The organism is Virgisporangium aliadipatigenens, assembly GCF_016863615.1.
Lineage (GTDB): Bacteria > Actinomycetota > Actinomycetes > Mycobacteriales > Micromonosporaceae > Virgisporangium > Virgisporangium aliadipatigenens.
Genome location: NZ_BOPF01000079.1, coordinates 1 through 14,033 on the forward strand (window position 1 = coordinate 1; position 14,033 = coordinate 14,033).

General features: G+C 70.4%; 11 protein-coding genes. 2 read left to right on the forward strand and 9 right to left on the reverse strand.

What is annotated here, in order from left to right:
• Positions 1–26: 26 nt before the first annotated feature.
• Positions 27–728: an SDR family NAD(P)-dependent oxidoreductase gene (locus tag Val02_RS46350; protein WP_203905778.1), complete on the reverse strand. Its 702-nt coding sequence runs from the start codon at positions 726–728 to the stop codon at positions 27–29.
• 50 nt (positions 729–778) lie between these two features.
• Between Val02_RS46350 and Val02_RS46355 the strand changes: the two genes are divergently transcribed.
• Positions 779–1,612: a DUF72 domain-containing protein gene (locus tag Val02_RS46355; RefSeq protein ID WP_506023892.1), complete on the forward strand. Its 834-nt coding sequence runs from the start codon at positions 779–781 to the stop codon at positions 1,610–1,612.
• 7 nt (positions 1,613–1,619) lie between these two features.
• On the opposite strand, the gene Val02_RS46360 is transcribed toward Val02_RS46355, so the two are convergent.
• From Val02_RS46360 to Val02_RS46385, 6 genes are all read right to left on the reverse strand, one after another.
• Positions 1,620–2,147, reverse strand: a complete 528-nt coding sequence (locus Val02_RS46360; RefSeq protein WP_239153861.1) for a TrmH family RNA methyltransferase — start codon at positions 2,145–2,147, stop codon at positions 1,620–1,622.
• A gap of 129 nt (positions 2,148–2,276) precedes the next feature.
• Positions 2,277–3,110 (reverse strand): hypothetical protein, encoded by an 834-nt coding sequence (locus Val02_RS46365; protein WP_203905779.1) that lies wholly within the window; start codon positions 3,108–3,110, stop codon positions 2,277–2,279.
• Positions 3,111–3,120: 10 nt separating this feature from the next.
• On the reverse strand, positions 3,121–5,226 hold the full coding sequence (gene glgB, locus Val02_RS46370) for a 1,4-alpha-glucan branching protein GlgB (protein ID WP_203905787.1): 2,106 nt from the start codon (positions 5,224–5,226) through the stop codon (positions 3,121–3,123).
• Positions 5,227–5,275: 49 nt separating this feature from the next.
• Complete coding sequence (locus Val02_RS46375) at positions 5,276–6,589, reverse strand: maltokinase N-terminal cap-like domain-containing protein (protein WP_203905780.1); 1,314 nt, start codon at positions 6,587–6,589, stop codon at positions 5,276–5,278.
• A gap of 22 nt (positions 6,590–6,611) precedes the next feature.
• Positions 6,612–8,330 (reverse strand): maltose alpha-D-glucosyltransferase, encoded by a 1,719-nt coding sequence (treS, locus tag Val02_RS46380; RefSeq protein ID WP_239153862.1) that lies wholly within the window; start codon positions 8,328–8,330, stop codon positions 6,612–6,614.
• 75 nt (positions 8,331–8,405) lie between these two features.
• Positions 8,406–10,373, reverse strand: coding sequence for an alpha-1,4-glucan--maltose-1-phosphate maltosyltransferase (locus Val02_RS46385; RefSeq protein WP_203905781.1), 1,968 nt, complete (start codon positions 10,371–10,373; stop codon positions 8,406–8,408).
• Between the two features lie 168 nt (positions 10,374–10,541).
• On the opposite strand from Val02_RS46385, the gene Val02_RS46390 reads away from it, so the two are divergent.
• The gene (locus Val02_RS46390) at positions 10,542–11,507 is read left to right on the forward strand and encodes a hypothetical protein (protein WP_203905782.1); all 966 of its coding nucleotides are present in this window, start codon (positions 10,542–10,544) and stop codon (positions 11,505–11,507) included.
• A 79-nt stretch (positions 11,508–11,586) separates the two neighbouring features.
• Here the strand turns inward: Val02_RS46390 and Val02_RS46395 are convergent, their stop codons facing one another.
• Entirely contained in the window at positions 11,587–12,432 is an 846-nt protein-coding gene (locus tag Val02_RS46395; RefSeq protein ID WP_203905783.1) for a Rieske (2Fe-2S) protein, read from the reverse strand.
• Positions 12,433–12,468: 36 nt separating this feature from the next.
• The coding region (locus Val02_RS46400) for an Ig-like domain-containing protein (RefSeq protein ID WP_203905784.1) at positions 12,469–14,033 on the reverse strand (1,565 nt) is incomplete at its 5' end.

Genomic DNA, 14,033 nt, shown 5'->3' on the forward strand with positions numbered 1-14,033 from the left:
TACGGCACCACGGCGAAACCGCCTCGCTACCGACGCCTGCGCAGCTGCGCGTTGCCCAACAGGCGCAGCATTCCGGCCCCCGCCGCGACCCGCCGCGGGTAGGCCACCACCGCCGCGCGAGTGCGTACGGCCCGCATGAGCACGTCGACCGCCTCGGCGACCGAGATCTTCCCCGGCGCGCTGCGGGCCTTCATCATCTTGGTGGCCACGAAACCCAACCGCACCGTGGTGACAACCACCCCGTGTTTGCGCACGGCGAGCGCCATCCCGGACAGGTACGACGTCAGCGCGGCCTTGCTCGCCGAGTACGCCGGCGACTGCGGATTGATCATCACGTCGGCCAGGCTCGACAGCCCGATGAACTGCCCCTTGCGCGCGGCGACCATCCGCGGGAGCACCGCCTCCAGGGTGTGCGCGGCGCCCATGACGTTGACGTCGAGGGTGCGGGTCTGGCCGCTGAGGTCGGAGAGGTCCAGCAACTCGCCGATGCCGGCCGAGTACACGCACAGGTCTACCGCGGGGCCGTCGAGCGCGAGGCGCAGCGCCGACGGGTAACCCGGTCCGGTCACGTCGACGAGATGGTGCCGGTAGCGCTCGTGCTCGACCGTGCCCGGGCTGCGCGAGACACCGGTGACCGACCAGCCCTCGGCGAGCAGCCGCTCGGTGAGGCCGCGGCCGATGCCGTCGCTGCTGCCGACGATGACCGCACGGCGGCCGGGCTCCGACATGTGTCTCCTCCGCGGTCCTCCACAGTGGACGGCTCGTCTACCGTACAGCGATGCGGCTTCACGTGGGATGTGCGATGTGGACGCACCGGGCGTGGCCGTGGCATTCACTCACGTCTCACGAGCGGCTGCGGGCGTATGCCGGTTCGTGCACGGCCGTCGAGGGCAATACGACGTTCTACGCGACGCCCACGCCGGAGACCGTCGAGGGGTGGGCGCGGCAGACCGGTCCGGACTTCCGGTTCGTCGTGAAGGTGCCGAAGGTGGTCACCCACGAGAAACGCCTGGCCGGCGTCGAGACGGAGATGCGCGCCTATCTGGACGCGATGGAACCCCTCGGCCCGCGCGCACACGCCCTGTGGATCCAACTGCCCGGCTCGTTCGGGCCGGGGGACGTGCCGGTGCTCACCCGGTTCCTGCGCCGGCTGCCCGCCGCGCACCGGTACGCCGTGGAGGTCCGGCACGCCGCGTTCTTCACGCAGCCGCACGCCATGAGTGAACTTGAGAGCGCCCTCGCCACCGTCGACGCCGAGTGGGTGCCGTTCGACACGACGGCGTTCTTCGGCGGTGGGGCACCCACCAGCGACGCCGAACGCGACGCCTGGTCGAAGAAGCCGCGCATGCCGTTGCGCACGCGGGCGCTGACCGATCACCCGATCGTGCGCTACCTCGGCCGCGACGACCCCGCCCGAACCGTCGAGGGCTGGGCCCGCTGGGTCGACGTCGTGGCGGCCTGGCTCGGCGAGGGGCGTTCGCCGACGGTGTTCGTGCACACGCCGGACAACGCCGACGCGCCGGCGCTGGCGCGCGGGTTCCACGACGCGGTGCGCGCCCGGGTGCCCGGGCTCGACCCGCTGCCCGAGCCCGAGCCGCTGACCCTCTTCTGAGCCGTCGCTACGCCAGGCCGGCGAGTTTGTAGAGGACCAGGGAACCGGCGACGGCCACGTTCAGGCTGGCGCCGGTGCCGATCATCGGGATCTCCACGACGTCGTCGAGCAGGTCCAACGCCTCCGGCGGCACACCGGTCGCCTCGTGCCCCAGCACCATCACAGTCCGCCTGCGTGCCGCGGGCAGGTCGGCCAGCCGGACGGCATCCTCGGCGAGTTCCACACCGAGCACCCGCGAACCGGACAGACGCTGCTTCTCCAGCCAGATCAGCGGGTTGCCGGTCCAGTGCACGCAGGCCGGCTGGCGCAGGGTGTTCCCCTTGGCAAGCGCCTCGGGCACCCACGGCAGCCGGGGCACGGCGAGGCACGCGCCCACGGCGTCGCACGTGCGTAAGAGGGTACCGAGATTGACGCCGTGGAACGGCCACAGCGGCGCGGCGATGAGATGGTCGAGACAACGGGTGGGCCGCCGTCGGCGACTCTGCCGGATCTCGTCGGGCTTTCGCGTCCGGATGGCCCGGCTGCGGGCGCTCACGCGAGCTTCGAATCACGCTCCATGGCCGCAGAGTCTAGCCCTTGGGCACACGGACGCGGCAGCGCAGCGGTGCGGCTGGGAACTACGGTCGCGCGCCCGACGGACGCGCGAAATGATGCTCTTGATCTTTTACCAGGGGTTTCGGTAGCCGCGGGGGTGCAGCGCGCCGAGCACGATGCCCGCGGTGCTGATCAGGATGACCGCGCCGACCACCGCCGCCGTCGGGTTGGTGTAGCCGGTCCCCACGACCGCCGTCGACACGACCAGGCCGGGGCTGTGCCACAACGACGCCGCCGACCACGCCGACCCGTACGCCATCGCGAACGAGAACAGCCCCAGCGCCGCCGCCCCGACCGCCGCGCGGGCCGCGCCCTCCCGGTGGCTCGCCACCACCAGCACCACCGCGAACGCCACCCCGGCCAGCAGCGGCGCCCACGACGCCCGCGCGACGTCCGCGAACCGGGCGCTGAACGGCGGTGAGTACTCGTCCGACAGGGACAGCGCCAACGCGGTGAACAGCGTGGGCAACGCACCCAGGCCGGCCGTCACGGCGATCCCCAGCGCGGTGTGTGCCGACGGAAGCCGGCGCAGCGCACGCAACGCCAGCAGCGCGCAGCCGGCCAACACGGTGAGCGCCCCGAAGAGTACCCAGATGCGGGGCAGGTTCTCCTCGTGCTCCATGGCGAACGCTCGCTCCGCCATCTCCTGGGTGAACCGGGCCGGCTTCGCGTCGGTGAACGGCACCGCGAACACGCCGAAGAAGACCGCCAGCGCCACCGGTACACCGAGCAGCGGCACCCAGCCGCCCGGCGAGTCGCCCCGGCGCATGAACACGTGACCGGCGAGCGCACCGGCGGCGGTCAGGCCGCCGACTGCGGAGAGCACCGGGGTCCCCGTCCACATGCCGACCGCGTTGACCACGGTACCCAGGACGAACGTTCCCGCTACGACCCGGTGGACCATGATCTGGACGCTACTCTATGTGCCGGAGCCAGAGAGCGCCCAACGGCGGAACCCGCAGCGATACCGAGACCGGCTGACCGTGCCACGGCTGGTCGTCGGTGCGCACCTCGCCGAGGTTGCCGACCCCGGAGCCGCCGTAGACGTGCGAGTCGGTGTTGACCAGCTCCTGCCAGCGGCCGGCGCGGGGCAGGCCCACCCGGTAGCCCTCGTGCGGGAGAGCCGAGAAGTTGACCACGCACGCGAGCGCCCGCCCGTCCGGCGCGATGCGCAGGAACGAGAACGTGTTGTTGGCCGAGTCCTCCGCCGACAACCAGCGGAACCCGGCCGGAGTGGTGTCCTGCGTCCACAGTTCCGGGGCGGTGCGGTAGTGCGCGTTGAGGTCGGCGACGAGCTGCTTCACGCCGGCATGCAGCGGGTTCTCGAGCAGGCCCCAGTCGAGGCCGCGTTCCTCGCTCCACTCCTGGAAGTCGGCCAGCTCGCTGCCCATGAACAGCAGCTGCTTGCCCGGGTGCGCCCACATGTACGCCAGGAACGCGCGGATGCCGGCGAAGCGCCGCCAATTGTCACCGGGCATCTTGCCGATCAGCGAACCCTTGCCGTGCACGACCTCGTCGTGGCTGATCGGCAGCACGAAGTTCTCGCTCCAGGCGTACACCGTCGAGAACGTCATCTGGTGGTGGTGCCACTGGCGGTGCACCGGATCCTTGGAGATGTACTGGAGCGTGTCGTGCATCCAGCCCATGTTCCATTTGAACCCGAAGCCGAGGCCGTCCAGGTAGGTCGCACGCGTGACGCCCGGCCACGCCGTCGACTCCTCCGCGACGGTGATCACGCCGGGGTGGTGCTTGTACACCGTGGCGTTCATCTCCTGGAGGAAGCGGATCGCGTCGAGGTTCTCCCGGCCGCCGTGCTCGTTGGGCGTCCACTCGCCGTCCTTGCGGGAGTAGTCGAGGTAGAGCATCGAGGCGACGGCGTCCACGCGCAGCCCGTCGACGTGGAACTCCTCGCACCAGTAGAGCGCGTTGGCGACGAGGAAGTTGCGCACCTCGTTGCGGCCGTAGTCGAAGACGTAGGTGCCCCAGTCCGGATGTTCGCCGCGGCGCCAGTCGCCGTGCTCGTACAGCGGCGTGCCGTCGAAGCGCGCGAGGGCGAACTCGTCCTTGGGGAAGTGCGCCGGCACCCAGTCCAGGATCACGCCGATGCCGGCCTGATGCAGCTTGTCGACGAGGTAGCGGAAGTCGTCCGGGTTGCCGAACCGGGAGGTCGGCGCGTAGTACCCGGTCACCTGATAGCCCCACGAGCCGCCGAACGGGTGCTCCATGACGGGCATCAGCTCGACGTGCGTGAAGCCGGTCTCCTTGACGTAGGCCGTCAACTGCTCGGCGAGCTCCACATAGGACAGTCCCGGCCGCCACGAGCCGAGGTGCACCTCGTACACGCTCATCGGCTCGACGTGCGGGCGCGACTCGGCGCGCTTGGCCAGCCACTCGTCGTCGTTCCACCGGTAGCCCGAGCGGAACACCACCGAGGCGGTCTGCGGCGGCTTCTCCGTGTGCTTCGCCATCGGGTCGGCCTTCTCGCGCCACTGCCCGTCCTGGCCGAGGATCCGGTACTTGTACCGCTGCCACTCGCGCATGCCCGGCACGAACAGCTCCCACACGCCGCTGGCCCCGAGGGAGCGCATCGGCAGCCCCTCGTGCGGCCCCCACCCGGTGAACTCGCCGACCAGGCGCACGCCCTTGGCGTTGGGGGCCCAGACCGCGAACGCCACCCCGTCGTCGCGCAGCTGCGCACCGAGCACCGTCCACAGCTTCTCGTGGCGACCCTCGCGGATCAGGTGCTGGTCCAGCTCGCCGAGCGTGGGCGCGTGGCGGTACGGGTCGTCGCAGACCACCCCGTCGACGTCGAGCCGGTAGTCGGTGATCCAGTTGCTCAGTTCGGCCTGGAAGATGCCCTCGTCGTGGACCCGCTTCATCGGGTACCGCACCCCACCGGCGATCAGGGTCACCTCGTCGGCGCCCCGGCGCAGGGTCCGCACGACCGTCGCCTCACCGCTGGGGTGCACCCCGAGCACGGAGTGCGGGTCGTGCACCGCGCCGGAAATCACGTCGTCCAACACTGGTCGATCCTCCCTGATACGGCCTGATGCGCAACCGCTGTGGACGCTATCCGAGCAGGCGGGCCATCGACAGCAGCGGGATACGCAGCCAGTTTGGCCGGTGCCGGGCCTCGTACGCGGCCTCGTAGGTCATCTTGTCCAACTCGTACGCGTTCAGCACGGCCCGGTGCTCCCTCGGGTCATACCCGGCCACCTCCGCGTAACCCTCGCAGAACGCGTTCTGATTGCGGGCGATCCACTCCTTGGCGCGCTCGGCGAGGCCGTCGTCGTCGGGAGTTCCCACGAGAAGCTGATAGGCGGCGTACTCGAACGACCGGAGCATCCCCGCGACGTCGCGCAGCGGCGAGTCGGGACGGCGCCGCTCCTCGACCGGCTGGCCCGGCTCGCCCTCGAAGTCGATCAGCAGCCAGGTCTCCGGCGTGCGCAGGACCTGACCGAGGTGCAGGTCGCCGTGGACCCGCTGCACGGTGATCTCCGTCGGACCGGTCGCCTTCAGCGTGTCGCGCAGCTCCGGCAGGCGCTCGGCGACCTCGGGCACGGTCGCGGCGGCCGAGTCGAGGCGGGCCAGCATCGCGTCGACCGGCAGCTGCGCGGACGACTCACCCAGTTCCTGGGCCAGGATCCGGTGCACGCTGGCGACCGCCTCGCCGAGCCGGCTCGACTCACCCGAGAAGTCCCCGCCGACCTCGTCGGCGTGCAGCTCGTTCTGGTTGAACAGGTCACGCGCGCTCGTCGTCGCCATCGCCCAGCCCTCGGCCGAGTTGCGGGCATACTCGTTGACCATCGCGAACGTCAGCGGCGCGCCGTCGTCGTCGGTGCCCTCGACCGCGCCCATGAGGGCGGCCACGTTGCGGCACCCTGCCCGGGCCAGCACGCGGCCGAGCTCCACGTCCGGGTTGACTCCCGAGGGGACCCGCCGGAACACCTTCATGACGGCCGCGCTGTCGAAGATCACGCTGGTGTTGCTCTGCTCGGCGTCACCGACCCGGGCGGGGGCCTCGACCGGCAGCCGCACGCCCGGCTCCGCCGTGAACCGCAGGCCCTTGATCTCGGTGTCGTTCTGGATCAGCGAGAGCAGGCTGCGAGCCGCGTCGTCGTCGTAGAGCGCGTCGTACGCCATGCGGCCGTTGTCCGAACCGATGTGCGCCGCCGCCACGAACTCGTCCGACGGCGGGTGGTCCCAACGCACCAGTACCTGGTAGCGATCGGTCCCGCCGTCGGCGAAGCTGACGTCGAGCAGCATGTGGTCGACGTCGTCGTGCAGGTGCGTCACCGCCTGCGGGCGTACGTCCTGCAGTTCGCGATTACGGCCGGCGTACCACCGTTGACGGGGCAACCAGTCGGCAAAAGGAAGCATCATCGACTCTTCTCGGGGGGCGGCGTCACGAACGGTCCTCCGGGCCGCACAACTGGAACCAGTAGAAGCCGTGCCCGGGCAGCGTCAACAGGTACGGAAGTTGGCCAACTGCCGGGAACGGCACATGGCCGGTCAGTTCGATAGGGGTATACCCCGCCCACTGCTGAAGATTCAGCTCGATCGGCTGTGGGAACCGGGACAGGTTGTTCACGCACATCACGACGTCGTCGCCGTTCTCGCGCGCGAAGGCGAGCACGGACGGGTTGGAGCCGCCCAACTCGCGGAACGTGCCCACCGCGAACGCCGTGTGCCGGCGGCGGATCGCCAGCATCGTGCGGGTCCAGTTGAGCAACGACATCGCGCTCTCGCGCTGCGCCTCGACGTTGACCGCCTCGAACCCGTACACCGGATCCTGGATCGGCGGCAGGTACAGCCGGCCCGGGTTGGCGCGGGAGAAGCCGGCGTTGCGGTCCGGCGTCCACTGCATCGGGGTGCGCACGCCGTCGCGGTCACCGAGCCAGATGTTGTCGCCCATGCCGATCTCGTCGCCGTAGTACAGCACCGGCGAACCGGGCAGCGACAGCAGCAGCGCGGTGAACAGTTCGATCTGGTTGCGGTCGTTCTCCAGCAGGGGCGCGAGCCGGCGGCGGATGCCCACGTTGGCCCGCATGCGCGGGTCCTTCGCGTACTCCGCGTACATGTAGTCGCGCTCCTCGTCGGTGACCATCTCCAGGGTCAGCTCGTCGTGGTTGCGCAGGAAGATGCCCCACTGGCAGTTGCGCGGGATCTCCGGCGTCTGCGCCAGGATCTCCGAGATGGGGAACCGCGACTCGCGGCGCACCGCCATGAAGATGCGCGGCATCAGCGGGAAGTGGAACGCCATGTGGCACTCGTCGCCGCCGGTGGCCGGATCGCCGAAGTACTCCACCACGTCGGCCGGCCACTGGTTGGCCTCCGCCAGCAGCACCCGGCCCGGGTACTCGTCGTCGATCACCTTGCGCGCGTGCTTGAGGAACGCGTGCGTCTCCGGGAGGTTCTCGCAGTTGGTGCCCTCACGCGCGTACAGGTACGGCACGGCGTCCAGCCGGAACCCGTCGATGCCGAGATCCAGCCAGAACCGCATCACGTCCAGCATTTCCTTCTGGACGGCCGGGTTGTCGTAGTTGAGGTCGGGCTGGTGCGAGAAGAACCGGTGCCAGTAGAACTGCTTGCGCACCGGGTCGAACGTCCAGTTGGACTCCTCGGTGTCGACGAAGATGATGCGGGCGTCGCTGTACTGCTTGTCGCTGTCGCTCCACATGTAGTACTCGCCGTACGGCCCGTCCGGGTCGGTCCGCGACTCCTGGAACCACGGGTGGCTGTCCGAGGTGTGGTTGACGACCAGGTCGGTGATGACCCGGATGCCGCGCTTGTGCGCCGCGTCCAGCAGCTCGACGAAGTCCTCGGTGGTGCCGAACTCCGGCAGCACCTTGTAGTAGTCGCGGATGTCGTATCCGCCGTCGCGCAGCGGCGAGTCGTAGAACGGCGGCAGCCACAGGCAGTCGACGCCCAGCCATTGCAGGTAGTCGAGCTTGTCGATGAGCCCCTTCAGGTCACCGGCGCCGTCGGCGTTGGAGTCGGCGAACGAGCGGACCATCACCTCGTAGAAGACGGCGCGCTGGAACCAGGTGGGATCAGCCGGGAGTGTGCGGGCGTGCCCGTAGTCCTCGGCCTGGGGATGCTCGACGACCCCGTCGGCCGCCACATGGCTTCCCTCAGCCCGTTCCGCAAGCAATCCCGGCTCGTCCACGTTTTCTCCGCTGCCCCTCAGCCGTCGGGATCAAACCCGCCGGTGCACCGTCAGGATGTGGGCCGGCTCCGTAAAGGGATCCAGCCGTACGGCGTTGTGTTGCCCCCAGTCGTAGACGGCGCCGGTCAGTTCGTCACGGACCGTGAACCGCTCGTGCCACTCGTACCCGAGAGCCGGCAGGTCAAGCGTGAGGTTTCCCCACTGAGCCGTGAGTGAATCGAATGAACACACCACCAGCACCGTGTTCGGTGAGTCCGGGTCCTTCTTCGAGAAGCAGATCAGACTCGGGTTGTCGACGTCGTGGAATCTCAGGTTTCGTAGCCAATGAAGTGCGGGATTTTCGCGGCGGATCCGGTTGAGCCGGGCCAGGAACGGCGCCAGCGAACGCCCGGCCGCCTCGGCCCCGGCCCAGTCGCGCGGCCGCAGCTGGTACTTCTCGTTGTCGAGGTACTCCTCCACGCCGGGGCGGGGCTCGTGCTCGAAGAGTTCGTAGCCGGCGTACAGGCCCCACGACGGCGTGAGCATCGACGCCAGCACGGCCCGGATCTTGAACATCGGCGGCCCGCCGCGCTGCAGCGACTCGTGCAGGATGTCCGGCGTGTTGGGCCAGAAGTTGGGCCGCATGTAGTCGACCGAGGCGACCAGTTCCTCGCAGTACTCCCGCATCTCCCGGGCCGATGTGCGCCACGTGAAGTAGGTGTACGACTGGGTGAAGCCGATCTTGCCCAGCCCGGCCATCATCGCCGGCCGGGTGAACGCCTCGGCCAGGAACAGCACGTCCGGGTCGGTCTTCTTGACCTGCCAGATGAGCCAGCGCCAGAAGTTCAGCGGCTTGGTGTGCGGGTTGTCGACGCGGAAGATCTTGATGCCGCGGGCGATCCAGTGGCGCACCACCCGCAGCACCTCGGCGCGGATGCCCTCCGGGTCGCGGTCGAAGTTGATCGGGTAGATGTCCTGGTACTTCTTCGGCGGGTTCTCCGCGTAGGCGATCTGCCCGTCCGGCCGGATGGTGAACCACTCCGGGTGCTCCTGCACCCAGGGATGGTCCGGCGCGCACTGCAACGCCAGGTCCAGGGCCACCTCAAGCCCGTGCTCCTCCGCCTTGCGCACGAACGCGCGGAAGTCCTCGTCGCTGCCGAGCTCCGGGTGCAGCGCGTCGTGGCCGCCCTCGGTCGAACCGATGGCCCACGGCGAGCCGACGTCCGCGGGGCCGGCGACGACGGAGTTGTTGGGCCCCTTGCGATTGACCTTGCCGATGGGGTGGATCGGCGGCAGGTACAGGACGTCGAAGCCCATCGCCGCCACGGCGGGGATGCGCTCCGCCGCCGTCACGAACGTGCCGTGGCGCAACGGGGAGCCGTCCGGCTTGACCTCCGCGCCTTCCGAACGGGGGAAGAACTCGTACCAGGCCGAGAAGAGGGCCTTCTTGCGGTCGACCCACAGCTGGTAGCTCGTCGTGCGGGTGACCTGCTCCCGGACCGGGTACTCCCACAGGAGGTCGCGCAGACGAAGGGCCGGCGAGACCCGTTCGAACAAAGGAAGGTCCTTGTCCTTGAGGCTGCCGGCGGCGGCCAGAACGCGCTCGCGGTCGCCGGCCGGGACGAGCGCCGCGGCCTGCTCCAGCACCAGGGCGCCCTCGGCGAGGTCGTTGGCGAGATCCTCCGGGCCCTGACCGGCGTCTATCTTTTTGGTCACCGCGTCCCACCAGGTGAGATACGGATCCCCGAACGCCTCCACGGCGAAGATCCACCGGCCCTCGGTGTCCGGCCGGATCGTGGCGTGCCACCGGTCCGAGCCGAACTCGCCGGCGGTCATCCGCACCACCGGACGCTCCACCCCGTCGGGGCCCTGCCATCTGACACTGCATCCCAGGGCGGCGTGACCCTCCCGGTAGGAGGTTGCCGACACCGGCACCAGCTCGCCGACCACCGCCTTGGCCGGGTAGCGCCCGCACGCCACCGACGGGGTCACATCTTCGATCGGGAATCGGCCCACCATCGTCCCCGACGTTATCGGTACCGGCGCCGTTCTTCGCGCTGACGAAGCAAACTTCCTGTTGCGTTTCGTCGAAGCGCCCGTGAGTGCTCGGATTGTGGGAACCTGCGGCGGTTGGTGTGGGTCGGATAACCTGCGCGCGAGCCATCAATGTCGATCGCGGGAGGCGTCATGTCCGAGTCACGGGGTGCCACCGGCCTTGCCTACGACACCGACGGCCTTCTGTACGAGCTCGGCGTGCGCGACCTCGTCGGCCCCTCGCTCGACGCGGACAACCTCGTCCGCTACGAAACCCTTGTGGCGCTGTCGTTCCTCAAACACACGCTCGACGGGGTCCCGCCGCCGCTCGATCGCGACGACCGCCGCAACATGCTCTTCTATCTGCGCCGGCACCGCGGCAGCCTCAGCCTCGACCAGCTCGTCGCCCGGCTGGAGGAGGACGACCGCGACGACCTCGACTGGCTCGCCGCCAACGAACGCGCCGACGCCGTCGCCCGCGACGGGCACACCGTGCGCCTCACCCCCGCCGGCGACCGCGAACTCGACGAGGTGGTGCGGCAACTGGCCGGCCGGGTCACCCCGCTGCTCGCCGGCGTCGAACGGGACCGGCTGCCGATCGTGCGGCACACCTGCCTGCGGCTGCACGCCAACCGCAAGGCGCCCTACCTGCAGCCCGGCGACCCGGGGCCGGACCGGGAGGCCGACGACGGCGGGTACGAGTTCGATCCGGTGACGCGGGTGCTCTTCGCGCCGGCGCTCGACGCCCCGGCGCTGGCGGCGTGCGAGGCGTTCGCGGCGCTGCGGGCGGCGATGTTCGGGGCGCACGACGGGCTGCCGAAGCTGGGGCGCCCGACCGTGCGGGCGATGTTCCGGTTGCACCAGCGGCCCGAAGGCCTGCCGTTGACCGACTTCCGGGGGGACGGGCTCGACGGGTTCGTCGAGGAGGGCGTGCAGGGCGGGATCCTCCACGTCGAGGGCGACGTCGTGCGCCTCTCCGAGCAGGCCGCGGAGAATCTCGATCGCGGTTGGCGCCAGCGGGCGGAGTGGATGGCGTCGGTGACCGAAGGCGTGAGCGTCTCCCAGCTCGCCGTCCTGCGGGACGCGTGCTGGCGGGTGGCCGCCGGCGCGGCCGGCTAGATCAATGTGAATTCCGTTGCGCGACACGCCGAAGCGGCCGCAACGGACATCACATTGATCTTCGGCCTTGCGGCGCGGTCTAGGGCAGCGCGGCTTCCAGGCGTCCGCCGGGCGTGACGTGCGTCCGGAGCGTGGGCTGGTTGCTCGACGCCGGCCCGTGTTTGACGGAACCGTCGCGGAGCCGGAACGTGCTGCCGTGCCACGGGCACACCACGCAGCCGTCCTCGACCTTCCCCTCGCCGAGTGGGCCGGACTGGTGCGCACAGCGTTCCAGCAGCACGGAGAAGCGGTCGTCCTCCCGGTACACCAGCACCGGCACCTCGCCGATGTGCCGCACCGAGGTGAAGCCGTCCGTGAACTCCGCCGTCGCGCCCAGGTCGTGCCAGCCGTCCGGGATCAGCCGCAGCGCTGGCACCGCCTGGTTCATGCCGGCGCCCTGCGCGTAGGAGAGGTGGCCGCCCAGGTAGGCGCTGCCGCCGGCGACCGCGAGCGCGGTGTAGCTCAACGCCTTGCCGGCCGTGGACCGCCCCCGGGCCCGCGCCACCAGCGAACCGCCGAACAGCGCGAGCGCCACCGTGTTCGCCGCGGCGTGCACCAGGCCGACCCGCCGCTGCTCCGGCCCGAGGGAGGCCCAGTCATTGGCGCCGGCGACGGCTGCCGGAACGGCGCTCGCCGTCCCCACGGCGATCAACGTCGTGGCCGCCTTGGTCCCGCCGGGCAGGGCGTCCAGGATCGCCGCGCTGATCCACGCCCCGACCGGCAGCTGCACGAGCACCGGATGCAGGGCGTGGCCGAGCGGGACGCCGTGCAGCACGTCCCGCAGCCACTGTGGCCGGAGCACCTTCCGGACCGCACCGCTGAGCCGGTCACCCACCGGGTCGAGGCTCTCGACGCGCTCGACCCGTTCGCCCACGAGAAGTCCCATGGAGCTCCGTCTGCCCTCCTCGCGAACGTCGAAACGTCAGCGCCGCGCGTGGCGCCGGGCGGCGACGCCGACGAGGAGGAAGAGCAGCCCCGCCGAGGCGATCCACACCACCGGCCAGCCGGTGACGGCCAGCCCCGGTGTCGTGGGTGCGGCCGCGGGCGGCGACGCCGGTGCGCTCACCGGTGTCACCGTCGGCGTGTAGGTCGCCGTGGCGGTCTGCCCGTAGGCGTCCGTCACCTGGTAGGTCACCGCCGGCGGCGTGCCGGTGTAGCCGGGGGCCGGCGTGAAGGTCAGCTGCCCGGTCGTCGGGTCGAGGACATAGGTCCCCTGTCCGGGGACGGTCACCGTGGTCGTCGGGTTGCCGTTCGCGTCCAGCAGGGAGATGGATCCGTTCGGGGGAACGGTCAGAGTGACGTTCTGCGGGTCGTCGAGCTCACCGATCGTGGTCTGCGGCGGCGGCACCGGCAGGGCCGGCAGCGTCACCGTCGGGGTGTACGTCGCCACCGCCTGCTGCCCGTAGGCGTCGGTGATCGCGTAGTCCACCGGCGGCGCGGTGCCCGTGTAGCCGAGCACCGGCGTGAACGTCAGTTCGGCCGTCGCCGCCTCGACGGCCAGCAGCCCGATGCCGTTCTCGATCAGGATCAGCCGGTAGACGCCCTTGCTGGGGAACTCCAGCGTGGTGACGGAGTTGCCGTTCGCGTCGAGCAGCGTGATGGTCGCACCGGCCGGAACGTTGATCGTCGTGCTCTGCGGGTCGACGCCCACGCCGGTGGTGTTGCGGTCGTCGGCGACCGGCGGCGGCGGAGGCGTCACCGTCGGCGTGTACGTGGCGTCGGCGTGCTGCCCGTAGACGTCGGTGATCCGGAACGCCACCGGCGTGGCCGTGCCGATGTAGCCGACGGCCGGCGTGAACGTGATCGTCGCCCCGCTCAGTGCGTAGTCGCCGTCGGCGGTGGTGACCGTGCTGGCCGGCGACGTTCCGTCGAGGAGCGTGAGCGCGGCACCACCCGGAACGGCCACGGTCACCGACTGCGGGTCGGGCGCCTGGCCGGTGGAGGTGAGCGCCGTCGCCGTCGGCGCGGTGGGCGCGGTGACGGTCGGCGTGTAGGTGGAGTCGGCGTCCTGGGCGTAGGCGTCGGTGATCCGGTAGGTGACCGGGTTGGCGGCCGGTCCGGAGAAGCCCAGCACCGGCGTGAACGTGATGGTGCCGCCGGACAGGACGTAGGTGCCCTCGGCCGTGGTCACGGTCGTGGCCGGTGTGGTGCCGTCGAGCAGCGTCGCGGAGCCGGAGGTGGGGATGGTGATCGTGGCCGTCTGGTCGGCGGTGCCGACGCCGGTGGAGGTCAGCGGTGCGGCGGTCGGGCCGGCGGGCTTGGTGACGGTGGGCGTGTAGGTGTTGCTGCCGTCCTGGGCGTAGGCGTCGGTGACGCGGTAGGTGACCGGTGCGGTGGCTTGGCCGGAGAAGCCGAGTACCGGCGTGAAGGTGATGGCGCTGCCGGACAGGACGTAGGTGCCCTCGGCCGTGGTGATCGACGTGGCGGGCGTGCTGCCGTCGACGAGCGTGACGGTGCCGGACGCCGGAACGGTGACCGTGGCCGTTT